Below are 24393 nucleotides of genomic sequence, written 5' to 3'. Positions count from 1 at the left end.
TCGGTCATGTTGTCACAGATTTACAGAAATCACAAAGTCGATTTGTGACAAATCACCTTCAATAGGTTCGCGTCCGTCGCGGCGGGCGGGTTAGCTCCGAGACACAAACCCTCCTACTCGACCGCCTTCTCGGGACCAGACACATGACGCCGCGCAAGACCTACGCCCAACATCGCGAAGCCCTCCTGAGCCGCTATCCCCAAGGCGTGACACCCGGCGGCATCGCCGTCGACGACATCATCCAGCTGAAGCTGCAGAACACCTTTTCCACCCATCTCGACATCGCCCGTTCGATGGCCGGTGTGATGCGCGCCGACATGGCCGACTACGACCGCGACAGCGCCCAGTTCACCCAGTCGCTGGGCTGCTGGTCGGGCTTCCACGCCCAGCAGATGATCAAGTCGGTCAAGCGCCTGCGCGGCACGACCAAGGGCGCCTATGTCTATCTGTCCGGCTGGATGGTGGCCGGCCTGCGCAACCGCTTCGGCCACCTGCCGGACCAGTCGATGCATGAGAAGACCTCGGTCGTCGACCTGATCGAGGAGATCTACGTCTCCCTGCGCCAGGCCGACGAAGTGGCGATCAACGACCTCTTCAAGGTCCTGCGGACGGCGCGCGACGCCGGCGACGCGGCGGCCGAGCGGGCGGCGATCGAGGCGATCGACGGCTTCGAGACCCATGTCGTTCCGATCATCGCCGACATCGACGCCGGGTTCGGCAACGAGAACGCCACCTACATCCTGGCCAAGGAAATGATCAAGGCCGGCGCCTGCTGCCTGCAGATCGAGAACCAGGTGTCCGACGCCAAGCAGTGCGGCCACCAGGACGGCAAGGTCACGGTTCCCCGCGAGGACTTCATCGAGAAGCTGCGCGCCTGTCGCCTGGCCTTCGAGGAACTGGGCGTCGACGACGGCGTCATCGTGGCCCGCACTGACAGCCTCGGCGCCGGCCTGACCCAGAAGGTCCCGGTCAGCCAGGAGCCCGGCGACCTGGCGTCCGACTACATCAAGTGGCTGAAGACCGAGGCCATCATCGCCGAGAACCCGATCCAGGACGGCGAGGTCGCGCTCTACAAGGACGGCCAGTTCGTCAAGCCGGTGCGGATGCCCAACGGCCTGTTCGCCTTCCAGGACGGCACCGGCCGGGCCCGGGTCATCGAGGACTGCATCGCCTCCCTGACCCAGGGCGGCGCCGACCTGCTGTGGATCGAGACCGACACCCCCAATGTCGACGAGATCGCCGCCATGGTCACCGAGATCCGCCAGGTCGTGCCCAACGCCAAGCTGACCTACAACAACTCGCCGTCCTTCAACTGGACCCTGAACCTGCGCAAGCAGGTGCGCGACCAGTGGATCGCCGAGGGCAAGATCCACAAGGACTCCTATCCGGACGGCGCGGGCCTGATGTCGGCCGATCTCGACGCCACCGACCTGGGCCGCGAGACCGACGCCCGCCTTGCCCGCTTCCAGGCCGACATCTCGGCCCGGGCCGGGGTGTTCCACAACCTGATCACCCTGCCGACCTTCCACCTGACCGCCAAGAGCATGGACGAGCTGTCGCGCGGCTATTTCGGCGACGACCGGATGAAGGCCTACGTCAATTCCGTCCAGCGCGAGGAAATCCGTCGTGGCGTCTCGGCCGTGAAGCACCAGCACGAGGTCGGCTCGGACCTGGGCGACACCTTCAAGGAAATGGTCGCCGGTGAGCGGGCCCTGAAGGCCGGCGGTCACGGCAACACCATGAGCCAGTTCGCCGCCGAATAGCTCTACCCGCCCCCTCCTCCGGGAGGGGGCGACCAACCCCGCCAACCCGATCGAGGATCACCCCATGTCCGCGCCCCAATTCACCCCCGCCGCCATGCCCAACGCGTCCGCCCAGGAACGGGCCGTGGACCGGGTGGCCGAAGCGTCCCATCGCCTGAACGAAGCGGTGCGACGCGCCATCGACGCCGGCTATTCGGTCGAGCTGGTCCGGTCTTCCCGTTTTCATGACGGCGCGGGAAACTGGGGCGACCAGATCGTCCCGACCGTCCGGGAAAAGGGCGCCGTGAAAAGCGCCTGACTTTCGATACCCGCCACAATAATTCACCTCCCGCGCCCTTGGCGTGGGAAGGCCAAGACCGAACTCTCGCAGGACCCGCCATGCCCCTCGACATCGCCGCCAATGTTCAGATCACCGGTTCCGTCGAGGGCCGCGCCGTGGAAATCCTCACCCCCGAGGCCGTGGCCTTCGTAGCCGACCTGCATCGCCGGTTCGACGCCCGCCGTCGTGAGCTGCTGGCCCTGCGCGTCGCCCGCCAGGCCCGCTTCGACGCCGGCGAACTGCCGGACTTCCTGGCCGAAACCGCCGAGGTCCGCGCTGGCGACTGGACGGTCGCGCCGATCCCGGCCGACCTGCAGGATCGCCGCGTCGAGATCACCGGCCCCGTCGATCGCAAGATGATCATCAACGCCCTCAACTGCGGGGCCAAGGTGTTCATGGCCGACTTCGAGGACGCCACCTCGCCGACCTGGGCCAACCTGATCGAGGGCCAGGTCAATCTGAAAGACCGCTGGGCAGGCGACCTGACCCATGTCGACGCCAACTCCGGCAAGCGCTACGCGCTGGGAGCCAACCCAGCCGTCCTGGTCATTCGTCCCCGTGGGTGGCATCTCCCCGAGCGCCACCTGGAGGTCGACGGCCAGCCCATCAGCGGAGCCTTGTTCGATTTCGGCCTCTACCTGTTCCACAACGCCAAGGCCGCGCTGGCCCAGGGCTCGGGCCCCTATTTCTACCTGCCCAAGCTGGAGAGCCATCTTGAGGCGCGGCTGTGGAACGAGGTCTTCGTCCATACCCAGCAGGCGCTCGGCCTGCCCGTCGGCACGATCAAGGCCACGGTGCTGATCGAGACCATCCCCGCCGCCTTCGAGATGGACGAGATCATCTTCGAACTGCGCGACCACATGGCCGGCCTCAACTGCGGTCGCTGGGACTACATCTTCTCGTTCATCAAGCGCCTGGGCCGCCGGCCCGCGTTCCTGACCCCCAACCGTTCGGCCATGGTCATGGGCCAGGCGTTCCTGGGCGCCTATTCGCTGAAGCTGATCCAGACCTGCCACCGCCGCGGGGCCTTCGCCATGGGCGGCATGGCCGCCCAGATTCCGATCAAGGGCGACGAGGCCGCCAACCAGGCCGCCTTCGCCAAGGTCCGGGCCGACAAGGAACGCGAGGCCGGGGCCGGCCACGACGGCACCTGGGTCGCCCACCCCGACTTGGTGCCGGTGGCCATGGAGGTCTTCGACCGCCTGATGCCGACGCCCAACCAGCTGGACCGCAAGCTCGCCGACCTGACCATTACCCAACCCCAGATGTTGGAGTTGCACGACGGCGTTCGCACCGAGGACGGCGTGCGCGAGAACATCCGGGTCGGCGTGCGCTACACCCAGGCCTGGATCGAGGGCCGCGGGGCCGTGCCGCTCTACAACCTGATGGAAGACGCCGCGACGGCCGAGATCTGCCGCACCCAGCTGTGGCAATGGATCAAGCTGGCCGCCGAGCTCGACGACGGCCGCACCATCACCTCGGAGCTGTTCGTCGGCCTGCTGACCCAGGAGATGGCCGGCCTGCGTCGCGACTTCCCGTCGCCGCGCCTGGAAGAGGCCGCCCATCTGTTCTCGCGGATGGTGCTGGCCGACACGCTGGAAGAATTCCTGACCCTCCCCGCGTATGAACTGATCAGCTAGCGCTAGCCGGCCTTCCGGGGCGCGAGGGTCCGCGGGCCGTCGCGTCCCGTCCTCGCGACGGGGTCGCCGACGATGGACCGACGGCTGACGGGCTTCACGACGGGCAGGAAGGCTTCCAGGAACCGCCAGGTAGCCTCGTCGTGATCCAGGTGATGGGTCAGCAGGCCGAGCGGTTCGTCCCAGAGCCCCTTGCGGCGTCGCTCGGTCAGCAGACGACGGGTCCGCGACAGGAACCGCGCCGCGCCCCGGAAGCGAGGCCCGGGCTTCCAGCGCAGGACGTCCAGATGGGCGTCCAGGCGGGCCGGTTCGTCCACATTGCGCAGATCGCCGTAGCCGGAAAGCTCCAGGCCGTGCAGCGCCAGCGCCGCCCTCAGGGTCGGATGGATGTTGTTCCAGGGCGGCACGAACAGACTGGCCGGCGTCCCGGCGCGCCTGAAGACGTCCAGCGCCGTGCCCAGTTCCAGCACCACGTCGGCCAGGCGATCCAGGTCGTTGACCTCACCCGAAGGCCGCCCCGGCGGCGCGCGATTTTCGTGTCGGAAGCCGTGGATAGCCAGTTCGACCCCGCCGGCCGCGCGGCAGGCCTGGGCCAGGGCCTGGATGTCGCCGTCCGGCACCGCCGCCAGCGTGATCGGCGCTTCAAAGCGGCTCGACAGGGCCAGCAAGCGATCCAGGGCCGGGGTCGGACGGCGCGCGTCGTCATCCCGCCACCAGACCACGGGCGCGCGCGCCCGCGCCTTCCAGCGCGCGAGTTCCGGCCCGAGGATAGCGGTGATCAGGAGACGGTTGAGCCACATCGGACGGTGTCTAGGCCGAATGGCCCAGCCTCGTATCCTCGCCGTCCAGGTTGATCACCGCGGCGCGTCCGGCGCGCACGGTCCGGACGTCCTGCCCGTTCAGGAAGCGGATCTCCCGCGCCTTGAGGTTGGACAGCAACGGATAGAGTCCGGCCATGACCGCGATCAGGAAGCCCAGGTCGCCTTCCTGGTACCCCTTGCGCGAGACGTAGCACTTGTAAAAGCGGCGCACGCCCCGGAACAGGTCGTCCCACAGGCTCTTGATCTTGCCGCTGTCGGCCAGGTCCTGACCGCGCAGCGCGGTATAGCGGTTGAGGCGCTGGACCATGTCGGCGATGTCGTCGTCGACCTTGTGCAGGATGGCATGCTGCAATCGGCCGCCATAGACGCCGGTGAAGGTCGTACCCGGATGGACGCGCTCGCTCTTCCAGCTCTTGACGCCCTTGCGGAACAGCCGCGCCACCGACGAAGCGCCGAACGAGCCGCCCCAGCCGTGGCGCACCAGCCGCTCGCCCACGAAGTTGTCGACCGGAACCTGGTACCAGTCGCCGGCGTCGGCCTTGGCGATCGTCTCCCGGATTTCCAGCGCCAGGGCGGGCGTCACAGCCTCGTCGGCGTCCAGTTCCATGATCCATCGGCCGCGGCAGGCGGCGACGCCGGCCGCCTTGCGCAGGCCCTCGACCGGAAAAATCCCCGAAACGATCCGGGCGCCCATCTTGCGCGCGATGGCGACGGTGCGATCGGAGCACCGGTCGGCGACGACGACGATCTCGTCGCAGAACGCCAGGCGTTCAAGGCATTGCGCGATACGCGCTTCTTCATTGTGGGCGCAGACGAGCCCCGACAGCACAGGCATAACTTTCCCCGACTTGGGGGCGCCGCGCTAGCGAGCGTGACCCCATCAAGAGGTAGACGCCGCCGTTTTGAGGGAACCTCAGAAGATTTTTCGCGTTTCGCGCGCGGGTTGATCCAAAATAGGCCTGTGAAATCAAACTCGACCGCCAGGGTCAGAAGACGCGGGAGACATCCAGGCTCCAGGTGCGCGGGCGCAGGGGCGTGACCTGGCGCACCTGGCCGAAGCTGAAGGGGTTGCCATAGGCGAAGGTGTCGCTGGACGCATTGGCGGGATTGGTGACCGCGAAGGTGAAGTTCCAGGTCGGTGTCGCCACCTCGGCCGACAGGCGTCCGGTCACGTAGTCGCCCATGGACGGCGAAAATCGCCGGTCGAAGGTCAGCCGCGAACGGCCGACATATTTCATCTCCGCGGTCAGCACGAGGCGCCGGTCCGCGGCCAGGTCTCGCTGGTAGCGGGTCATGGCCCCGGCCGAGACGTCCGGAACGCCGGGCAGTTCGCTCTGGGCCGCCGACGCGAAGTTCTGGTCCACCCTGCTCAGGCGCGGTCGGCTGAACAGCGCATTGGCCTCGACCGTGAGGTTTGGGCTGACATGCGCCGTGCCCTCGAGTTCCAGGCCCGTGTTGCGACCATCGCCGACATTGGCCGTGTAGGACAGCCCCGAGCTCAGATACTGGTCGGTCTGGATATCGGTCCACACGTCGTGGAACAGCGCGGCGCGCAGGGTCACGCGACCTTCCAGCGGGCTGGCGCCGACGCCAATCTCGTAATTGCGCAGATGGTCGGGCTTGAACGAGTCGCGCAGAGCCGACAGCGCGACGAGTCCTCCCGTATTGAACCCGCCGGACCTGTACCCCTCCGAGGTCAGGAGATAGACAATCCCACCCGAGCCCCACGTTCGTTGCAGCGACAACTTGGGAGAAACGCCCGTGAAAAGGGCCTGCCGTTCGAATCTGCGGGATTGTCCGGGGGCCGGCGCCGTGATCGCCGAGGTCGTGCGTACAGCGGTGCGGAAGGCCCGACCGCCCAGGCTCACGGTCCATCCGCCACCCAGGTCATAGGCGGTCTCGCCATACAGGGCCAACTCCCGACGCCTGTCACGCCGGTCCTCCAGGTAGAGCAGCCGCGAGGGGTCCTTGGCGATGCGGGCCCGCAGTTCGCCGTCGCTGTCCTCCAGGCTGGCCAGTCCGTAGAGCCCGAGCAACCACCGGAAACGGCCGCTGTCGGGCGAGGACAGCACCGCGTCCTCCACCAACAGCCTGACCTTGCTGGCCTCATCGAACAGGCCGACGTCGACGGCCGAGACGCTCGCCGGGTTCAGGGCCGCCGTGGCGTCGAAGCGGCTGGCGAAGCGGTGACGGACATAGCCGGTGGACGACTCGAACCTTCCCCAGGACCCCGTCCCGGTCAGCGTCACCGCGCCCTGCTGCAGCACGTTGTCGTGGGTCTCCCGCACCTGGTTGGCGCGTTTCTGACCACCCAGGCTGGGCGTCGTGTATTGGCTGTCGGTGGCGTGCAGGTCCTGACGCGCCCCCGAGATCGTCAACGACCAGTTCTCACCGAGCACGGCGGACAGCGCCGCGCGACCGCCGGTCCGGGTCGTGCGATCGACGTTCGAAAGGCGCAGGTTGACGTCGTCGACATAGCCGCCGTCCACGTCGCTATAGGCCGCCAACCGCAGCGCCGCTCGCCCCGTGACGAGCGGCAGGTTGACCACACCCTCCAGGCGACCGCTGGGAGAGCCGGACTCCGTGGCGGCCGCGCCGACCTTCACCGCCCCCGACCATTCGTCCAGCACCGGCTTGCGCGACACGATCCGGTAGACCCCGCTCAACGACCCGCCGCCGTAGAGCGCGCCCTGGGGACCGCGCAGGATCTCGACGCGATCGACGTCGATCAGCCGAAGGTCGGGGTCGGGGGCGTTGTAGGTCAGCGGGATGTTGTCGAGATAGGTTCCCACGGTCTGCTGGGTGCGGCCCGTGAAGGCGCCGTCCGACAGGCCGCGCAGCATGATCTTGTTGCGGGCCGCGCCGAGGTTGGTGGTGATGAAGCCCGCCGTCTGCTGCGAAATGCTCTTGGTGTCGACCGAGCCGGCGTCGTGAAGCCGTCCCGGGCCAATCACGCTGACCCCGCCGGCCGTCGCGCCGAGCCGTGTCGCGCGCTTGGTGGCGGTGACGATCACGCCATCGACAGGCAGGGCCGGTTCGGCCGCCTTGGGCTGCGCCGGGCGCGGCGCGGGGCGTTCGGGCGCGATGCTGACCGTGGCGTCGCCGAGAATCTCGAACCGGCACGGCGCGCCCGACGTCACGGCGTCCAGGGCCTGGCGCAGCGTCAGGACGCCGACCACGGCCGGGCTCCGCCCCGGGCAGGACGAGGCTCCGCCAAGCGTGACGCGCGCCTGGACGCCAAGATCGATCAGCGCTTCCGACCGGGCCTTGGCGGGAATCCTGAAAGTGTAACGGGTGGGTTCGGCGTGGGCCTGCGCGACCAGGGTCAGGCTTGAAACCAAGGTCAGGGCGAAGACGGAACCTGAGGTCAGCAGGCCGGCGGCCGACCGCGCCCCGGGCGAGCCTGGGCTGTCAGAACGGCGTCGAAACGGAAAATCCGCGTCCGGGATCATCAGGCTCCAGCTCTACCCCCCTAGAGCTCAAGCTTCGCGCTTCGAACGATTCCGGTCCCGTCGGCAAGGCCTTAGCGCGCCCGGATCACGATAGCGTCGTTGGTCGTCGTCGTTCGAACGGGAAGCAGATGTGACAGTCGGCCGACCATCGCATCCTGCTCATCGACGATCAACACGCCGGACAGTCGCATGTCGGCGGCGCGCGCGTCAGCCAGCTTCACCGGACGGGGGAAAAGCCGGTTCAGGTCGCCGACGATCTCCGACAGCGGCCGGTCCCGATAGATCAACCGCCCCTGACGCCAGCCGGTGACCTCATCGACGGGAACGGTCGCGACGCGCGCATCGTCCTGCCCCTCGACGTGGGAAAGTCCCTGCCCGGGCCGCAGGCGGACCGGCGCGGCGCTGGCCGGGCGCACCTCGACCAGGCCGCGCTGGACGGCCACCGCGACCTGTCCGTCCCGATGGCGGACGTCGAACCGCGTGCCGACCACCCGCACCTGGGTGTCGCCGGCCTCGATCAGGAACGGACGCCGCGAATCCTTGGCGACGTCGAAGAAGGCCTGGGCGTCGTCCATCCGGACGTGCCGGGCATTGCGCTCGAACCGGACGGTCAGGCGTGAGGCGGCGTTCAACTCGATGCGGGTGCCGTCTTCGAGGGCGATGGTCCTGCGCTCTCCGACCCCGGTCACATAGCGGGTTTCCCGGCCGCCCAGGAGACCGCTGCCCGGAAGCAGGACGGCGCCGGCGACGAACGCCGCGGCGATGGCGCTCCCGGCCGACCAAAGCCAGACACGACGGGTGGGGCGCAGGGCGATGACGTTTGTCGAGGCCGTGGCCGTGACCGATGGCGCACGTTCGACCAGACGGGCGTCGAGATCCAGCCGCTGGTCGAAGGCCTGGGCCTGGTCATAGGCCAGCGCGTGAGCGGGCGACGCCGTCAGCCAGGCGTCGAAGGCGCGCCAGTCGTCCTCGGTGACCGTGTCCCCCTGCAGCAGGACCAGCCAGTCGATCGCGACTTCGATGTCCGTCTGGGACCGCGTCATTTCGCTCCGTCCTGACGCCGCGCGGCGTCCTTGCAAGGGTATGACGTCGCCAAAGCCCCGCAACCTCCGAAACTCGTTTTCAAGGTCGCAAAATTCTTCATGGCAGCTTCGCCATCAACGCCTTCAAGGCGGCGCTCACATGCTTCTCGATCGCGCTGCGGCTGACCCCCATGGCGACGGCGGTCTCGGCGTGGCTGAGCCCGTCCAGCTTGTGCAGGGTGAAGGCCTTGGCCACCTGGGTCGGCAGGGTTTCCAACGTCGCCATCATCACGTCCAGTCTCTGCCGGCCGGCCACGACGTCCTCGGCCGAAGGCGCGTCGGCGACCGGCTGGTCGCCCAGGGTGGTAGTCTGCAGGCCACGCCAGTTCTCGTCGCGCGCCCCCGCTCGGGCCTGGCTGCGAAGCCGGTCCAGCATCAGGTTGTTGGCCATCCGAAACAGCAGCGCCGAGCCGTCGCCCTCGACCTCCAGCTCGCCCAGGGCCTGAACCTTGAGGAAGAGGTCCTGGACCAGGTCTTCGGCCTCGGCGACCGACCTCAGCCGCGCGGCGAAGATGCGCACCAGATTGGCCCGCCTCTCACCGTACAGCCGGATCATCGGCGTGATCGATCGCGGCGTAGCAGGCAGAGCGGGAACTCCAGGCAGGTCGATCGCAGAGGCGGGCGATCGCGACGAATCTCGAACCTATGCCGCTGACAGGTATGGGTCCAGCATACGTAGTTGAGATTGACTCGCAACAACGCTTGCGTCTAGATATTGATAATGACTCGCAACAAGAGAGTCCTTCCCAGCCGATAGAGGCCGCAATGACCCCCTCCCCCGCCGCCATGTGCTGGTCGTCAGGCCCGACCCCCGGCGAAAAGCTGCTGCTGAGCGCGATGCGTCAGTGGGCGGCGCTGAGACTGACCGACGAGCGCCCCAATCGCCGGGTGGCCCAGGCCCTGTCCTTTCGGTCGTCCAATCGTGTCGCCGGCCTGTTCGTCGCCTGGATGCAGTCGGTGGAGGCGACCCTGCGGCATCCGATCCAGATCCAGTGTCCGGTCTGCGGGGGCATCTCGACGGACGAGCAGCGGCTCGTCGTGTCCTGCGGCCTGGCGGGAACGGCGACGGCGGTCGGCGAGACGCTGCTGGAGCCGCTGCTGATCGACCCGCAGCCCGTCATGGTGCTGGCGCGGGCGCTGAACGCCGCGCTCAATGTCGACGGCTATCCCCTTCCCGCCCGGCTGCGTGAAGCGCCGGCCGAGCATGTCGACGATCGCGCGACGGTCCATTGAACGGCGTCACGGGGCCGCGCGGCCGGCGCCTCGCCGCTAGTGTTGGTGGGCGGCCGCGACGTCGGGCGCGGCCAGGCGCAGGACCTCGATCTGGCTGACCATCCGCGCCGAGCGGGCCGGACGCAGGTCGCCCTCGGCCACCACCTTGAACGCCCCGTCCTTGCCGCCCAGCGGCGCGCCGTCGGCCTTGTCGGCCAGGATGATGCGGTTGGGACGAGTGCCGGGATCGAGCTCAGCCAGGCCGAACACCACCTGGTAGCCGTCCTGGGCCTTGACCAGGACCGCGTCGGCCATCTCCGGCCCGTGGATCGCCTTGCCGGTCGGCGTTCCGACCTTGGCCAACACGTCGATCAACAGCGGGCCCTCGTAGACGTGGGTCTCGCCATGGCTGTCGAACGCGAAGCTGACGCGCGGCAGGCTTGCCAGGTCCGCGACGCTGACCGTCGCCGTCTGACCCGTCGGCCCCTTGAGCGCGAGGGTCTGGGCGGTCGCGCCGGTTGACAGGCCGACGAAGCAGAGGGCGAACACGAGGGCTTTCACGGGCGGAATCCTATTCGACGGCGAGGATGACGTTGGAGGGTTCGATGATCGCGACGACACGGTCGCCGAGCGCCGGAACGACCGCGCCTCGCGACACGGTGGCGACCAGGGTCTTGCCGGCGGCCAGGGTCAGGCTGATCTCGCTGGCGGCGAGGCCGTCCTCGCGGTCGACGACCACACCGGCCAGGCGATTGACCCCGCCGTCGAGGGGGGCCGCGGCGGCCAGGCTCACGAAGCTGGACTTGATCAGGGCGATGGCCGGTTCGCCGACCGCGAGACCCAGCTCGTCGCGGCTGCGCCGGGTGATGATCGAGACGATCTCGACGCCATCGCCCAGCGACAGGGTCACCGTGGCGGTCACCTCGTCGTCGGCGATGCGGGCGACCATTCCCCGCAGCGCGTTGCGGGCGCTGGTGCGCAGGCCCAGGCTCCAGAACAGCTCGCCCAGGTCCTGGCCCGGCGCCGCGAGGCCCGCCTCCAGCCGCGACAGGGCGGCGCCGATCTCGCGTTCGACCTCGCGAAAGGCCTTGATCACGGCATGGCCGCGCGCGGTGACGACCGCCGCCCCGCCCGCCTTGCCGCCGGCGTTGGCGATGATCAAAGGAGCGTCGAACAGGTTGTTGAGGGCCTGCACCCCGTCCCAGGCCCCCTTGTAGCTCAGGCCCAGCCGCTTGGCGGCGGCGCTGATCGAGCCAAGGTCACCGACCGCCTCGATCAGCGCGATGCGCTCCAGCCCGACGCGGGCCAGCGCCCCGCGCCGCAGGATCAGGGACGCGCTGAGATCACCATCGACGGACATCTAGAATCTCACGCGCAGATCGGCCCTGAAGTTGCGGCCCTCCTCGGGAAAGCCGTCGACCAGTTGATAGCGCTGATCGAGCAGATTGCGAGCGCCGAGCATCAGGTCGATCTTCGGCGTGATCGCCACCTGGGCCGAGAGGTTGGCCAGGATGTAGCCGCCCGTCCTGTAGTGGCGGACGGGCGAGACCAGCGAACTGGAGGTCACCGTCCAGCGCGTCGAGGCGGCCTCGATGTTCGGCGTCAGGGTCAGGCGTCGACCCAGGCGCCAGTCGGCATGGACGAACAGCTTATGGTCCGGAACGCCGGTCGGCCGGAAGGCAGCGTTGGTCGGATCGGTCAGCGCGCGGTGCAGATAGGTGTAGTTGCCGCCCAGGGTCAGGCTCGGCGAGAGCTGGGCGGTGATCGCCGCTTCGACGCCGTAATATTCGCCGTCTCCGGCGTTGCGGGTCTGGCTGACCGTGCCGAACGGCGGGCCGAGAGCGACCGGGATCTGGATCAGGGCGTCCTGGACGTCGCTGTAGAAGGCCGCGCCTTCGACCGAGATGGCGGGCGTCAGTTCGACCTTGCCGCCGACCTCATAGTTCACCGCCCGCTCGGCCTTGACGCTGGGATTGGGGATCGCCGTGCCGAACCGCGAGCTGTAGCGCTCGAACAGGGTCGGGAAACGGGCCCGCGACGAGATGCTCGCATGGAGTTGGCTGGCGTCGGTCGGCCTCCAGATCAGCGCCGCCTGGCCGTTCCAGGCGCCGTCGTCGGTCAGAGGGTAGTAGACGAAGGCGTTGGAATTGTAGTCCTGGGCCATCGACAGGTCGCGGTGGTCGTACGATGCGCCGACCACCAGATCGACCCGCGCGCCGAAGTGCTGAGTGTCCTCCAGGGCCAGGGAGGTGGTGTCTTCCGTGGTCGTCTGGCGCGGCTCGGTCAGGGCCGGAGCGAAGGTCCGTTGCCACTCCACGTGCTTGTCGCGGCGATAGAAGGCGGCGGCCTTCAGGGTGTTGGACGCGGTCAGGCCGACGCCCAGCTCGACGTTCCCGCCATACGCGACATCATCGTAGGAGGAGCGGAAGGCCCGCCCCAGGGTCTGGGTGTTCTGACGGGCGTTGTCGTAGGAGAACAGGCCGTTTTCGAACGTGTTGCGATAGAAACGGGTCTTCACATAGGCGTTGTCGGCGACCTGGGTCTTGGTCAACAGCGCCACGCTGTCGAGGTTCCAGTAGGGCCAGGTCCAGAAGCGGGTGCTTGCGGTGTCGGTGACATGGAACGGCGCGTTCTTCTCGCCCTTCTGCCGGGTGTAGGTCAGCGAGTATTCATCGGTGTCGTTGGGCGTGAACCCGACCTTGGCGTTGACGCGCCAATCTTCGCTGTCGGAATGATCGCGATAGCCGCCGTTCTCCAGCGTGGTCGAACGATAGCTGTCCGGCAGCGCCCAGTGGGTGCGTGCGTTCCGTGCGCCGCTGACCTGGGCGTAAAAACGGTCGGTGCGACCGCCAATCCGGCCCGAGACGGCGTCGCTGTTCAGCGAACCGTCGGCGTCGAAACCCGCGCCCAGGCGGATTTCCCCCTCGAAGGGTTCTGAAGGCTTGCGGGTGACGAGGTTGATCGCCCCGCCGATCCCGCCGGGCCCGTCCAGCACCGAGACATAGCCCTTGGAGACCTGAACCTCGGAGAGGTCGGCGGTCAGGAAGCGGGCGAAGTCGATGCGGTTGTCGGCCGGCAGGAACACCCGCACGCCATCGATCGACAAGGTGGCCTGGAAACGGTCGAAGCCACGGATGTACACCAGCCGCTCGTTGCGCGAACCGCCGCTATTGCCGGCCACGGCGCCGGGGATCAGGTCCAGGGCCTGGTCGATGCTGACCTTGTCGAACCGGCGCAGGTCTTCCGAAGGGATCACCGAGCCCCCGACCATCGCCCCGGCCCGGTCACGCGCCGTGACCCGCACCTCGCCCAGGGCGTAGACGTCGCTCGACATGGCCTGACTCGAAACCGCCTGAGCGTGCGCCGTCCCGGCCAGCAGCGAACTGGCCAGCAAAAAACCCCTGAACAACATGCGAAACCCCGTTATGTAGACTTACTACATAACCGAATAGCCCAGCTCACGCCATGTACGCCCGGGGATTCCAACCATGCTGAACCGCCGCCCCTTCCTGGCCGCAGCCCTCGCCGGCGCCCTGTCGCTGGCTCTGGGCGCGGCGTCCGCCGTCGCCGCCGAGACCAAGGTCGCGGTCGCCGCCAACTTCACCGAACCGGCCAAGGAGATCGCCGCCAGGTTCGAGGCCGCCACCGGTCACAAGGTCGTGCTCAGCTTCGGGTCTTCCGGCCAGTTCTACACCCAGATCGCCAACGGCGCGCCGTATGAGGTGTTCCTGTCGGCCGACAGCGAGCGCCCGGCCAAGGCCGAGGCCGACGGCCTGGCGGTGGCCGGCACGCGCTTCACCTACGCCACCGGCCGCCTGGTGCTGTTCAGCAAGACGCCGGGCCTGGTCGACGCCAAGGGCGCGGTGCTGAGGACCGGCAAGTTCGAGAAACTGGCCATCGCCGACCCCAAGGCCGCGCCCTACGGCCAGGCGGCGGTCGAGACCCTGACCAGGCTCAAGCTCTATGACACGCTGAAGCCGAAGGTCGTCACCGGCGCGTCGATCACCCAGACCTACCAGTATGTGCAGACCGGCGCGGCCGAGCTCGGCTTCGTGGCCCTGTCGCAGGTGGCCAACGAGACCGGCGGCTCGCGCTGGCTGGTCCCCGCCGCCGACCACACGCCGATCGACCAGCAGGCGGTGCTGCTGAAGACCGGCGCCGACAGCGTCGCGGCCAAGGCCTTCCTTCAGTTCTTGAAGGGCAAGGACGCCAAGGCCATCATCAAGCGCTACGGTTACGAGGTTCACTGATCATGCTCGATGTGGCGTGGCTGACGGTCAAGCTGGCGGGGATCACCACGGCCCTGCTGCTGATCCTCGCCACGCCCCTGGCCTGGTGGCTGGCCCGCGGTCGTTCGCGCTGGAAGGCGCCGGTGGGGGCGCTGGTCGCCCTGCCGATCGTGCTGCCGCCAACCGTCCTGGGTTTCTACCTGCTGATCGCCCTGGGGCCGCACAGCCCGCTGATGACCCTGCTGCACCCGTTCGGTGTCCGCACCCTGGCCTTCACCTTCGAGGGGCTGGTGATCGGTTCGCTGATCTATTCCCTGCCCTTCGCCGTCCAGCCGCTGCGTAACGCCTTCATCGCGATCGGCGACGAGCCGATGGAGGCGGCGGCCACCCTGGGCGCCTCGCCGTGGAACGCCTTCCTGCGCGTCGCCCTGCCCCTGGCCCTGCCCGGCTACGCGGTCGCCGCCATCCTGGCCTTCGCCCATACGGTCGGCGAGTTCGGGGTGGTGATGATGCTGGGCGGCGGCATTCCGGGCGAGACCGAGGTGCTGTCGATCGAGATCTACCGCCTGGTCGAGGCCCTGGAGTGGGACAAGGCCCACCAACTTTCGGCCGCCCTGCTGGCCTTCGCCTTCCTTGTGATGCTGACGCTGCTGTTGATGGAGCGCCGCATCGACGCCGGACCGCGCCTGTCTCGATGAGGTCCGGCGCCGGGGTCAGGCCGCGACGTCGCGCTTGACCGCGTGGCGGTTGACCGCGAAATCGACGCCCAGATTGCCCCGGAAGGTCGTGGACTCGTAGTCCTGGCGATAGATGCCGCGAGCCTGGAGGATCGGCACGACCAGCTCGACGAACAGCTCCAGCTGCCCCGGCACGGACTCGAACAGCACGAAGCCGTCGGAGCCGCGTTCCTCGAACCACAGTTGCAGGGCGTCCGCCACCTGCTCGGGGGCGCCGACGAAGTGGCCGCGCGGCGTGGCGAAGCGCAGGGCGACCTGGCGCAGGCTGAGGTTCTCGGCCTTGGCGGCGGCCAGGATCTTCAGCGAGGCGCTCTGGTTGCTGTTGGCGCCGTGCTCGGAGACGTCGGGGAACGGCGCGTCGAGGTCGTGAACCGAGAAGTCGTAGTCGTTGAACGGCCGCCCCAGCATCGACAGGGCGTTGTCGATCGACACCAGATTGATCAGTTCCTGGTACTTGGCCTCGGCCTCCTCCGCCGTGCGGCCGACCACCGGACGGGCGGCCGGCAGGACGTGAAGCTGATCGGGATCGCGGCCGAAACCAGCGGCTCGAGCCTTGATGTCCTTGTAATAGGCCTGGGCGGCGTCCAGTTCGTCGTGCGAGACGAAGATGGCGTCGGCCCGCTTGGCGGCGAAGTTCTTGCCGTCCTCCGAGGCTCCGGCCTGGAAGATCACCGGCTGGCCCTGCGGCGAGCGCGCGATGTTCAGCGGTCCCTTCACCGAGAAGAATTCGCCCTTGTGGTCCAGGGTGTGCAGCTTGGCCGGATCGAAGAACTGGCCGCTGGCCTTGTCGAAGGTCAGGGCGTCGTCTTCCCACGAGTCCCACAGGCCCTGGACGACGTCGAGATACTCGCCGGCCAGCCGGTAGCGGACGTCGTGGGCGTAGTGCTTTTCGCGGCTGTAGTTGGCGGCGCTGCCCTCGAGCCACGAGGTCACGACGTTCCAGCCGGCCCGGCCGCCGCTGATGTGGTCCAGCGACGAGAACTGCCGCGCGACGTTGAACGGCTCGCTGTAGCTGACCGTCAGGGTGCCGACGAGGCCGATGTTGTTGGTCGCGCCGGCCAGGGCCGACAGGATGGTCAGCGGCTCGAAACGGTTCAGATAGTGCGGGCTGGACTTCTCGGTGATGTAGACGCTGTCGGCGACGAACAGGAAGTCGAACTTGCCGGCCTCGGCGACCTGGGCCTGGCGCTTGTAGAACTGGAAGTCCGTGCTCGCCGTCGGCTGGGCGTCGGGATGGCGCCAGTCGCCCCAGCCGGGACCGACCCCGTGCAGGATGAAGCCCAGCTTGATCTGACGCGGTTGGGACATGGGGCGAGGCCTGTTCTGAAAATGACAGGCCGTAGGTAAGGGGCCGCGACCCGGCAATCTAACGATATTGCCTCAAGCCATTGATAAGCCCGGGCAATATAAACCCAGGATCACCTCAATACGGCACGTCGCCCTGGATGGTCACCCGCTCGACGGTGCGCTCCTGCGGCCAGTAGTCGAGGATGGCGTAGTGCTGGGTGGCGCGGTTGTCCCAGAACACGATGGCGTTGGGCGTCCAGCGGAAGCGGACCTGGTACTCGGGGGTCTTCACCCGGTCCAGCAGGTCGGCCAGCAGGCGCTTGGCCTCGTCTTCGGGCAGGCCCAGGATCCGCGTCGTGAAGACCTTGTTGACGAACAGGTGCTTCTCGCCGGTCTCGGGATGGGTGCGGATCACCGGATGGGCCTGGAGCGGATAGGCGGCGCGCAGTTCGGCCCGCTTGGCTTCGTCGACCCGGTAGCCATAGCTCTGCAGGATGTCGTGCTCGGCGGTCAGGGTCGCCAACTGGTCCTTCAGCGCCTGCGGCAGGTCGCGATAGATGGCCGCGGTGTCGGCGAACAGGGTGTCGCCGCCCAGCGGCGGCAGGTGGCGGGCCCGCAGCACCCCGCCCATCGACGGCGCGGGCCGGAAAGTGACGTCGGTGTGCCACTTGTTGGCCACGCGAACCAGCGGCACGATCTCCTCGCGCAGTTTCATGCCGTCGGCGGCCTCGATGTGCAGGATCTCGGGAAAGCCGGGCACGTGGGCGGTGACAGGATGTCCTTCCAAGTCCCCGAAATAGCGGCCGAAACGGACATGGTCCTCGTGGCTGATGTCCTGGTCGCGGAAGAACACCACCTTGTGGCGCAGCAGGGCCGAGCGGATCGCGGCGACGATTTCCGGCGCCAGCGGCTGGCGAAGGTCGAGACCGGAGATTTCCGCGCCCAGCACCGGGCCGGCCGGCGTCACGGTCAGGCCGGCATAGTCGGGCGTCTCGCTGGCCGCGATGGGGGTAAAGGCGTTCATGGCGTCCTCCCGGAGCGCCGCCCGTCCGCGCGAACGGCGTCTCTGTTACCCGCACCTTAGACTTGGGATAACGCCGCTCAACCTAGTTTTTCTCCGAAACCCGCCAGCCTATTTCAGCTTCAGGGTCAGCCCGGCCACCACCAGGGTCACGGCGTCGGCGGCCTGGGCCAGGGCCTGGTGCAGCCGTCCGGCCTCGTCGCGGAAGCGGCGGGCCAGGGCGTTGTCGGGTACGATGCCGAAGCCGACCTCGTTGGACACCAGCCACAAGGCGCCTTCGAAGCGGCCGGCCGCCGTCGCCAGTTCGGCCGCCGCCGTCGCCACGTCGCGGTCGTCCAGCATCAGGTTCGACAGCCACAGCGTCAGGCAGTCGACCACCACCACGTCGCTCGCGCCCAGCCCCTCCAGGGCGGCCGACAGTTCGAACGGGGCCTCCAGCGTCGTCCAGCCTTCGCCGCGATCCAGACGATGCCGGGCGATGCGCTCGGCCATCTCGGCGTCGAAGGCCTGGGCGGTGGCGATCATCACCAGCCGTCCGCCGCCCCGCGCGGCCTGCGCCTCGGCGGCGGCCTGCGCGAAGGCGCTCTTGCCGGATCGGGCTCCGCCGAGGACGAGGGTGAACGACAAGATGCGCTCCAGATTGACCGTGTGCGACGCAACATATAGTGCAGCTCTCGCGACAGGTTCCTCGAAAGAGGATGAAAAGGGAACTCGGGTGTGAAACCCGGGCTGCCCCCGCAACTGTAAGCGGCGAGCCCGCGTGTCATTAGCCACTGATCACTTTCTTCGGAAGGCGGCTGGGAAGGCGACGCGCATCGGCATTGACCCGTGAGCCAGGAGACCTGCCCGTCGCAGTCGTCCTTCGTCCGGCCGGGGTGCGCCGAACGATGGGGTTCTTTTCCCCCGAGGCGACATCGTCGGGCCGGTCCGAATCTTCGGGCCAGCCTTCGTTGCCGCGCTTGAAGGATTGAACATGCGCTCTATTTCCGTCTTGGCCCTGGTGGCCGCCCTTCCCGCCCTCGCCTTGCCCGCCCTCGCCCTGCCCAGCGTCTCGCTGGCCGCCGAAACCGCCGAGGCGTCGAGCGAGGTCGACCAGATCGTGGTCACCGCCGGTCGCGCCGCCGACAAGCTGTCGGAAGTGCCGGTCAGCATGACCATCATCGACGCCGAGGCGCTGCGCAGGCGCCAGGCCGTGGTCGTCTCCGACCTGCTGTCGCACACCCCCGGCGTCACGGTGACCCGCAACGGCGGCGTCGGCGGCTCGACCCAGGTGCGCATCCGCGGCGCCGAGAGCGACCAGACCGCCGTGCTGATCGACGGCGTCAAACTCAACGACCCGTCGACCACCGGCGGCGGCTACAACTTCGCCACCCTCCTGGCCGGCGACGTCAGCAGCATCGAGGTGCTGCGCGGCCCGCAGTCGACCCTGTGGGGCAGCCAGGCGATCGGCGGCGTCGTCAACCTGATCACCAAGACCCCCGATGGCCCGCTGGCCGGAACCGCGACGCTCGAAGGCGGTTCGCGCGCCACGGCCTATGCCCGCGTGGGCGTCGGGGCCGGCGGCGACTGGGGCGGCTGGCGACTGGCGGCCGGCCAGTACACCACGGCCGGCATCTCGAACTTCGACAAGGCCATGGGCGGCAAGGAGAAGGACGGCTACCACAACACCGCGATCAGCGGCCGCGCCGACATCAACGTCACCGACTGGGCCAGCCTCGACGTGCGCGCCTCCTACGCCGCCGGCCGCAACGAGTACGACAGCTCGCTTCCCGCCCCGCCCTACGCCCTGGGCGACACCGCGGACTACGGCAAGACCCGGGAGCTGGTCAGCTATGTCGGGGTGCGCCTGTCCAACTTCGACGGCGCCCTGAAGAGCCGGGTCGGCTACGCCTACACCCAGACCGACCGGGACAACTACAATCCCGCCCAGAGCGCGCCCAAGACCTTCGACGCGCGCGGCACCGACAACAGCCTGGAATATCAGGGCACCTGGACGATCAATCCGATCTGGCGCGCGGTGTTCGGGGCCGAGACCGAGCGGACCTGGTTCCGCACCGCCTCCCCGTCGTTCAGCACCAAGGTCGACCGCCACGCCACCGGCATGGACAGCGTCTATGGCCAGCTCCAGGCCAAGCCGATCGCCGGCCTGGCCCTGACCGCCGGCGTCCGCCACGACGACCACGACACCTTCGGCGGCGCCACCACCTACCAGGCCGGCGCGGCCTGGTCGCCGAACGACGGCGCCACGGTGCTGCGCGCCAACTATGGCGAAGGCTTCAAGGCGCCGTCGCTGTACCAGCTCTACAGCGACTACGGGAACACTACCCTGAAGCCCGAAGAGGCCAAGAGCTGGGACCTGAGCGTCGAGCACAGCGTGCTGGAAGGCCGCCTGCGCGGCTCGATCACCTATTTCAGCCGCGACACCAAGAACCAGATCGACTTCCTGTCCAACAACACCCCGCCCAACTTCGGCGGCTACGCCAACACGGCCAAGACCAAGGCCGACGGCGTCGAGGTCGAGGCGTCCTACGCGATCAATTCGATCGTCACGGTGTCGGGCAACTACACCAACCTGGACGCCACCAACCGCTCGCCCGGCCCCAACTACGGCAAGGACCTGACCCGCCGGGCCGGTGAAACCGCCAATGCCGACCTAGCCATCGATCTGCCCAGCGGCCTGAACGGCGGGGTGTCGCTGCAGTATGTCGGCCACAGCTTCGACAACGCCAGCAACACCCGGCGCCTGAAGAGCTATGTGCTGACCGACGTGCGGGTCGCCTATCCGATCAACGACACCTTCGAAGTCTATGGCCGGATCGAGAACCTGTTCGACCAGCAGTACGAGACGCTCTACCGCTACGGGACCCTGGGTCGCGGCGCCTTCGTCGGCGTGCGGGCGCGGTTCTAGCCATGGCGACGCCGGCGGCCCTGCTCGGCCACGGCGGCCGCCTCGGCGCGGCGCGGCCCCTCTATCCGGACGCGCCGACGCCCTGGCTGGACCTGTCGACGGGGATCAATCCCTGCCCCTATCCGGTCCCACCCGTGGCGTCCGAAGCCTGGTCCCGCCTGCCCGACCCCGAGTCCGCCCGGGCTCTGGAGCGGGCGGCGGCGGGCGCCTTTGGCGTCGAGGATCCGGCGAGGGTGGCGGCGGCGGCCGGCAGCGAGGCGTTGATCCGTCTCCTGCCGCGCCTGCTGCCGGCCCGGCGGATCGGTGTCGCGACACGGACCTACGGCGGCCATGCCGAGGCCTGGCGCGAGGCCGGGGCGATGCTGTCGGCCGACGCCGACGCCGCCATCGACCTGCGCGTGGTGGTCAATCCGAACAATCCGGACGGACAGGCCCTGTCGCCGGATGAGGTGCTCGGCCTGACGGACGAAACGCTAATCGTCGACGAGGCCTTCGCCGACACCGAGCCGGACCTGTCGGTCGCCCCCCTGGCCGGCGCGCCCGGTCACCGGCGGCTGATCGTGCTGCGCTCGTTCGGCAAGTTCTACGGCCTGGCTGGCGCGCGCCTCGGCTTCCTGATCGCCGAGCCCGGGCTGGCCGCGCAGGTCCGCCACGCCCTGGGCGACTGGCCGGTCTCGGGACCGGCGATCGCCGTGGGCCTGGCCGCCTATGCCGACCCCGCCTGGGCGATCCGGACCCGCCAGCGCCTGGCCGAGGACGCCGCGCGGCTGGACGCCCTGCTCCGCGTCGCCGGGTTCGAGATCGTCGGCGGCACGTCGCTGTTTCGCCTGGCCCGCGCCGCCGACGCGCCGCGCCGCTTCGAGGTCCTGGCTCGCGCCGGCATCCTCACCCGCCCCTTCCCCTGGGACGAGACGCTGATCCGTTTCGGCCTTCCCGGCCCCAAGCCCGACTGGCTCCGCCTCGCCGCCGCCCTGGAGAGACTCCGATGACCGACGACATCAACGCCAAGCACGCCGAAGCCATGCGCGCCCTCAAGGCCGAGCGCGAGGCGATGATGGAGACCAAGACCCTCGAGAAGGGCCTGCTGCTGGTCCACACCGGCGACGGCAAGGGCAAGTCCTCGGCCGGCTTCGGCATGGTCGCCCGCCACCTCGGCTGGGGTCTCCAGGTCGGAGTGGTGCAGTACATCAAGGGCAAGTGGAAGACCGGCGAGCGGCTGTTCTTCAAGAAGTTCCCCGACCAGGTGCGCTACGAGGTGATGGGCGAGGGCTTCACCTGGGACACCCAGGACCGCGAGCGCGACATCGCCGCCGCCCGCGCCGCCTGGCTGGTCTCGCAGGAGATGATCGCCGATCCCAAGCTCGACTTCGTGCTGCTGGACGAGATCAACATCGCCCTGCGCTACGACTATCTCGACATCGACGAGGTGGTGGAGGTCCTCAAGGCCCGCCCCAACGACAAGCACGTCTGCCTGACCGGCCGCAACGCCAAGCCGCAGCTCATCGAGATCGCCGACCTGGTCACCGAGATGACCCTGGTCAAGCATCCCTTCGAACAGGGCTTCAAGGCCCAGCGGGGGGTCGAGTTTTGACCGGCCTGACCCGGCGGGCGGCGGTCGGGACCGGCCTGGCGGTCGGGCTGGCGGGCGGGGCGGCCAAGGCGCGCGCCCTGCCCCGGGTGGTCTCGCTCAATCCCTGCACCGACGCCGTACTGGTCAATGTCGCCGACCGTAGCCAGATCCTGGCGCTCAGCCACTATGCGCGCGACGCCCAGCAGTCGACGATCGCCGGCGTCGCCCGGACCTATCCGATCACCTACGAGAGCGCCGAGGAGGTGATCGCGCTGCGCCCCGACGTGGTGCTGACCGCCGCCCATTCGTCGCTGGCCACCCGCGCGGCGCTGAAGCGCCTGAAAATCCGCACCGAGCTGTTCAAGGTGCCCAACAGCTGGATCGAGAACCAGGCCCAGATCCGGTGCATCGCCGACGCCGTCGGCCACCCCGATCGCGGCGAGGCGCTGATCGCCCGCGTCGAGACGGCCATGGCCCAGGGCGCGCCCCGCCCCGGCGCCCGGCCCGTGACCGCCCTGGTCTTCCAGCCCAACGGCTTCGCCGCCGGGCACGGCACCCTGGTCGACGAGATGATGCGCCGCGCCGGCTTCGTGAACGTCGCCGAGCGCTATGGCCTCAAGAAGTGGGGCAATGTCTCGCTGGAGCGCCTGCTCGACGATCCGCCCGAGGTGCTGCTGGCCGGCCAGGCCACGCCCAACGCCCCGACCTGGGCCGAGCGCATCCTCAACCATCCGGCCCTGGCCAGCGTCGGCCCGCGCATGCGGCGGGCGGTGTTCCCCGAGCGGCTGCTCTATTGCGGCGGACCAGTGCTGATCCAGACCGCCGCCGTCCTGGCCACCGCCCGGCGGCAGGTTCTCGGAGAATCCGCATGACCGCCAGGCGACTTTTGCTGATCGCGGGGCTCTGCCTCCTCGTCCTGCTGCTTGCCGCCGTGTCGCTGATGGCCGGACGGGTCTGGGTCCCGTGGAGCGCCTGGTCCCAGACCGCCCACGATCCGCGCTGGGCGATCATCTTCGAGCTTCGCCTGCCGCGCACCGTCCTGGCCGTGACGGTCGGCGCGGCCCTGGGCCTCTCCGGCGCGGCGATGCAGGGCTATACGCGCAACCCGCTGGCCGATCCGGGCGTGCTCGGCGTCTCGTCCATGGCCGCCCTCGGCGCGGTGATGACCATGTATCTGGCCATGGGACTGAGCACGCCGTGGATGCTGTTCGCGGCGGCCATGCTCGGCGCGGGGGTCGGCGTGGCGGTGATGCTGGCCCTGGCCGGCGGAACCGGCGGGACCATCACCTTCATCCTGGCGGGGGTGATCCTCAACACCGTGGCCAGCGCCGGCGTCGCCCTGGCCCTGAGCCTGGCTCCCAGCCCGTGGGCGGCCCAGGAGATCATCAACTGGCTGCTCGGCTCCCTGGCCGACCGCAGCGCCGACGACGTCTGGATGGCCTTGCCGTTCATCGCGATCGGCTGCGGACTGCTGCTGTCGCTCGGCCGGGCCCTGAACGCCCTGACCCTGGGCGAGACCGGCGCCAGGGCGCTGGGGATCAACCTGGCCCTGACGCGGGTGCTGCTGGCGGTCGGGGTCGGCATGGCGTCGGGGGCCAGCGTGGCCGTGACGGGCATGATCAGCTTCGTCGGCCTGATCGTGCCGCACCTGATGCGGCCGCTGGTCGGCCACCAGCCCGGGGCGCTGCTGGCGCCCAGCGCCGTCGCCGGGGCCGTCCTGGTCCTGGTCGCCGACATCGTCGTGCGGCTGACGCCGTCGGCCGCGGAGGTCCGGCTCGGCGTCGCCATGGCTTCGGTGGGCGGACCGTTCTTCCTGGCCCTGTTGATCTCGATGCGCCGGAGGCTGGCATGAACCTGGGCGACAACGGCGATCTGGTCGCCGACGACCTCACCGTCGCGTTCGGCGGCCGGGTCGTCCTGGACGGGATCAGCGCCCGGTTCCGGCCGGGCGAGGTCACCGCCGTCGTCGGGCCCAACGGCGCGGGCAAGTCGACCTTTCTGGCCTGCCTGGCCGGCCTGCGCCGCCCCGGCGCCGGACGCGTCACGCTCGGCGGCCGGCCGCTCCTGGCCACGCCGCATCGCGAGCGCGCCCGCCACGTCGGCTTCCTGCCCCAGACGCCCGAGGTGGCCTGGGCGGTGGACGTCGAGACCCTGGTGGGCCTGGGCCGCATCCCCCACAGCGGGGCCCTCGGCCTGACCGAAGCCGATCATGCGGCGGTGCAGGAGGCCTTGATCCAGACCCGCATGACCGGCCTGGCCCACCGCGACGTCACCACCCTGTCGGGCGGCGAGCGGGCCCGCGCCCTGCTGGCCCGGGTCCTGGCCGGCGAGCCGTCGTGGCTGGTGGCCGACGAG

General features: G+C 68.9%; 23 protein-coding genes and 1 riboswitch. Of the genes, 12 read left to right on the top strand and 11 right to left on the bottom strand.

Annotated elements, in window-relative coordinates; translation table 11 throughout:
• Positions 1–143 precede the first annotated feature (143 nt).
• From PMI01_RS00760 to aceB, 3 genes are all read left to right on the top strand, one after another.
• On the top strand, positions 144–1763 hold the full coding sequence (locus PMI01_RS00760; protein ID WP_007661720.1) for an isocitrate lyase: 1620 nt from the start codon (positions 144–146) through the stop codon (positions 1761–1763).
• Between the two features lie 64 nt (positions 1764–1827).
• Complete coding sequence (locus tag PMI01_RS00755; RefSeq protein ID WP_007661719.1) at positions 1828–2061, top strand: hypothetical protein; 234 nt, start codon at positions 1828–1830, stop codon at positions 2059–2061.
• An 80-nt stretch (positions 2062–2141) separates the two neighbouring features.
• The gene (gene aceB / locus PMI01_RS00750) at positions 2142–3722 is read left to right on the top strand and encodes a malate synthase A (protein WP_007661718.1); all 1581 of its coding nucleotides are present in this window, start codon (positions 2142–2144) and stop codon (positions 3720–3722) included.
• 2 nt (positions 3723–3724) lie between these two features.
• Here the strand turns inward: aceB and PMI01_RS00745 are convergent, their stop codons facing one another.
• From PMI01_RS00745 to PMI01_RS00725, 5 genes are all read right to left on the bottom strand, one after another.
• Positions 3725–4519: a polysaccharide deacetylase family protein gene (locus tag PMI01_RS00745; protein ID WP_007661716.1), complete on the bottom strand. Its 795-nt coding sequence runs from the start codon at positions 4517–4519 to the stop codon at positions 3725–3727.
• Between the two features lie 10 nt (positions 4520–4529).
• Complete coding sequence (locus tag PMI01_RS00740) at positions 4530–5375, bottom strand: glycosyltransferase family 2 protein (RefSeq protein WP_007661715.1); 846 nt, start codon at positions 5373–5375, stop codon at positions 4530–4532.
• A gap of 151 nt (positions 5376–5526) precedes the next feature.
• Entirely contained in the window at positions 5527–7992 is a 2466-nt protein-coding gene (locus tag PMI01_RS00735) for a TonB-dependent receptor (protein ID WP_007661714.1), read from the bottom strand.
• 71 nt (positions 7993–8063) lie between these two features.
• Positions 8064–9035, bottom strand: a complete 972-nt coding sequence (locus tag PMI01_RS00730) for a FecR family protein (protein ID WP_007661706.1) — start codon at positions 9033–9035, stop codon at positions 8064–8066.
• 97 nt (positions 9036–9132) lie between these two features.
• On the bottom strand, positions 9133–9630 hold the full coding sequence (locus PMI01_RS00725) for an RNA polymerase sigma factor (RefSeq protein WP_007661704.1): 498 nt from the start codon (positions 9628–9630) through the stop codon (positions 9133–9135).
• A gap of 209 nt (positions 9631–9839) precedes the next feature.
• Here PMI01_RS00725 and PMI01_RS00720 point away from each other — a divergent pair, with 209 nt between their 5' ends.
• Positions 9840–10307, top strand: a complete 468-nt coding sequence (locus PMI01_RS00720; protein ID WP_007661702.1) for a hypothetical protein — start codon at positions 9840–9842, stop codon at positions 10305–10307.
• 36 nt (positions 10308–10343) lie between these two features.
• Here PMI01_RS00720 and PMI01_RS00715 read toward each other — a convergent pair whose 3' ends face one another.
• Genes PMI01_RS00715 through PMI01_RS00705 form a run of 3 tightly spaced genes read right to left on the bottom strand, consistent with a single transcriptional unit; the run spans position 10344 to position 13698 of the window.
• Entirely contained in the window at positions 10344–10847 is a 504-nt protein-coding gene (locus PMI01_RS00715; protein WP_007661701.1) for a hypothetical protein, read from the bottom strand.
• A gap of 10 nt (positions 10848–10857) precedes the next feature.
• Positions 10858–11646: a TOBE domain-containing protein gene (locus tag PMI01_RS00710; RefSeq protein ID WP_007661699.1), complete on the bottom strand. Its 789-nt coding sequence runs from the start codon at positions 11644–11646 to the stop codon at positions 10858–10860.
• Positions 11647–13698 (bottom strand): TonB-dependent receptor plug domain-containing protein, encoded by a 2052-nt coding sequence (locus tag PMI01_RS00705; protein ID WP_035033805.1) that lies wholly within the window; start codon positions 13696–13698, stop codon positions 11647–11649.
• Between the two features lie 76 nt (positions 13699–13774).
• Between PMI01_RS00705 and modA the strand changes: the two genes are divergently transcribed.
• Entirely contained in the window at positions 13775–14536 is a 762-nt protein-coding gene (modA, locus tag PMI01_RS00700) for a molybdate ABC transporter substrate-binding protein (protein WP_007661694.1), read from the top strand.
• A gap of 2 nt (positions 14537–14538) precedes the next feature.
• Positions 14539–15213 carry a molybdate ABC transporter permease subunit gene (gene modB / locus PMI01_RS00695; protein ID WP_007661692.1) on the top strand — a complete coding sequence of 225 codons (675 nt, stop codon included), beginning with the start codon at positions 14539–14541 and terminating at the stop codon, positions 15211–15213.
• 15 nt (positions 15214–15228) lie between these two features.
• Here modB and PMI01_RS00690 read toward each other — a convergent pair whose 3' ends face one another.
• From PMI01_RS00690 to cobU, 3 genes are all read right to left on the bottom strand, one after another.
• Positions 15229–16560 (bottom strand): LLM class flavin-dependent oxidoreductase, encoded by a 1332-nt coding sequence (locus tag PMI01_RS00690; RefSeq protein WP_007661690.1) that lies wholly within the window; start codon positions 16558–16560, stop codon positions 15229–15231.
• Positions 16561–16675: 115 nt separating this feature from the next.
• Positions 16676–17563, bottom strand: a complete 888-nt coding sequence (locus PMI01_RS00685; protein WP_007661688.1) for a TauD/TfdA dioxygenase family protein — start codon at positions 17561–17563, stop codon at positions 16676–16678.
• 108 nt (positions 17564–17671) lie between these two features.
• Positions 17672–18187 (bottom strand): bifunctional adenosylcobinamide kinase/adenosylcobinamide-phosphate guanylyltransferase, encoded by a 516-nt coding sequence (gene cobU, locus PMI01_RS00680; protein ID WP_007661687.1) that lies wholly within the window; start codon positions 18185–18187, stop codon positions 17672–17674.
• A gap of 37 nt (positions 18188–18224) precedes the next feature.
• Positions 18225–18425: riboswitch (cobalamin riboswitch) on the top strand.
• A gap of 108 nt (positions 18426–18533) precedes the next feature.
• Between cobU and PMI01_RS00675 the strand changes: the two genes are divergently transcribed.
• From PMI01_RS00675 to PMI01_RS00650, 6 genes are all read left to right on the top strand, one after another.
• Positions 18534–20468: a TonB-dependent receptor plug domain-containing protein gene (locus tag PMI01_RS00675; RefSeq protein WP_007661685.1), complete on the top strand. Its 1935-nt coding sequence runs from the start codon at positions 18534–18536 to the stop codon at positions 20466–20468.
• Positions 20469–20470: 2 nt separating this feature from the next.
• Positions 20471–21457 carry a threonine-phosphate decarboxylase CobD gene (cobD, locus tag PMI01_RS00670; protein WP_007661683.1) on the top strand — a complete coding sequence of 329 codons (987 nt, stop codon included), beginning with the start codon at positions 20471–20473 and terminating at the stop codon, positions 21455–21457.
• On the top strand, positions 21454–22059 hold the full coding sequence (cobO, locus tag PMI01_RS00665) for a cob(I)yrinic acid a,c-diamide adenosyltransferase (protein ID WP_007661681.1): 606 nt from the start codon (positions 21454–21456) through the stop codon (positions 22057–22059). Before cobD ends, cobO begins: the two co-directional genes overlap by 4 nt.
• Positions 22056–22910, top strand: a complete 855-nt coding sequence (locus tag PMI01_RS00660; RefSeq protein ID WP_007661679.1) for an ABC transporter substrate-binding protein — start codon at positions 22056–22058, stop codon at positions 22908–22910. The genes cobO and PMI01_RS00660 overlap by 4 nt, the downstream gene beginning before the upstream one ends.
• A complete protein-coding gene (locus tag PMI01_RS00655) occupies positions 22907–23890 on the top strand; it encodes a FecCD family ABC transporter permease (RefSeq protein ID WP_007661677.1) in 984 nt (327 codons plus the stop codon). Before PMI01_RS00660 ends, PMI01_RS00655 begins: the two co-directional genes overlap by 4 nt.
• Positions 23887–24393: ABC transporter ATP-binding protein (locus tag PMI01_RS00650; protein WP_007661676.1), on the top strand; the 507-nt coding region annotated here is incomplete at its 3' end. The genes PMI01_RS00655 and PMI01_RS00650, both read left to right, overlap by 4 nt.

The sequence above is a fragment of the Caulobacter sp. AP07 genome, from assembly GCF_000281955.1.
Taxonomy (GTDB): Bacteria; Pseudomonadota; Alphaproteobacteria; order Caulobacterales; family Caulobacteraceae; genus Caulobacter.
Note: the sequence above shows the minus strand (reverse complement) of the source record. Positions and strands in the feature narration are given on the sequence as shown.

Coding starts and splice junctions, on each gene's coding strand:
- PMI01_RS00760 (WP_007661720.1), top strand. CDS start 144: ATGACGCCGCGCAAGACCTACGCCCAACATCGCGAAGCCCTCCTGAGC.
- PMI01_RS00755 (WP_007661719.1), top strand. CDS start 1,828: ATGTCCGCGCCCCAATTCACCCCCGCCGCCATGCCCAACGCGTCCGCC.
- aceB (WP_007661718.1), top strand. CDS start 2,142: ATGCCCCTCGACATCGCCGCCAATGTTCAGATCACCGGTTCCGTCGAG.
- PMI01_RS00745 (WP_007661716.1), bottom strand. CDS start 4,519: ATGTGGCTCAACCGTCTCCTGATCACCGCTATCCTCGGGCCGGAACTC.
- PMI01_RS00740 (WP_007661715.1), bottom strand. CDS start 5,375: ATGCCTGTGCTGTCGGGGCTCGTCTGCGCCCACAATGAAGAAGCGCGT.
- PMI01_RS00735 (WP_007661714.1), bottom strand. CDS start 7,992: ATGATCCCGGACGCGGATTTTCCGTTTCGACGCCGTTCTGACAGCCCA.
- PMI01_RS00730 (WP_007661706.1), bottom strand. CDS start 9,035: ATGACGCGGTCCCAGACGGACATCGAAGTCGCGATCGACTGGCTGGTC.
- PMI01_RS00725 (WP_007661704.1), bottom strand. CDS start 9,630: ATGATCCGGCTGTACGGTGAGAGGCGGGCCAATCTGGTGCGCATCTTC.
- PMI01_RS00720 (WP_007661702.1), top strand. CDS start 9,840: ATGACCCCCTCCCCCGCCGCCATGTGCTGGTCGTCAGGCCCGACCCCC.
- PMI01_RS00710 (WP_007661699.1), bottom strand. CDS start 11,646: ATGTCCGTCGATGGTGATCTCAGCGCGTCCCTGATCCTGCGGCGCGGG.
- PMI01_RS00705 (WP_035033805.1), bottom strand. CDS start 13,698: ATGTTGTTCAGGGGTTTTTTGCTGGCCAGTTCGCTGCTGGCCGGGACG.
- modA (WP_007661694.1), top strand. CDS start 13,775: ATGCTGAACCGCCGCCCCTTCCTGGCCGCAGCCCTCGCCGGCGCCCTG.
- modB (WP_007661692.1), top strand. CDS start 14,539: ATGCTCGATGTGGCGTGGCTGACGGTCAAGCTGGCGGGGATCACCACG.
- PMI01_RS00690 (WP_007661690.1), bottom strand. CDS start 16,560: ATGTCCCAACCGCGTCAGATCAAGCTGGGCTTCATCCTGCACGGGGTC.
- PMI01_RS00685 (WP_007661688.1), bottom strand. CDS start 17,563: ATGAACGCCTTTACCCCCATCGCGGCCAGCGAGACGCCCGACTATGCC.
- PMI01_RS00675 (WP_007661685.1), top strand. CDS start 18,534: ATGCGCTCTATTTCCGTCTTGGCCCTGGTGGCCGCCCTTCCCGCCCTC.
- cobD (WP_007661683.1), top strand. CDS start 20,471: ATGGCGACGCCGGCGGCCCTGCTCGGCCACGGCGGCCGCCTCGGCGCG.
- cobO (WP_007661681.1), top strand. CDS start 21,454: ATGACCGACGACATCAACGCCAAGCACGCCGAAGCCATGCGCGCCCTC.
- PMI01_RS00655 (WP_007661677.1), top strand. CDS start 22,907: ATGACCGCCAGGCGACTTTTGCTGATCGCGGGGCTCTGCCTCCTCGTC.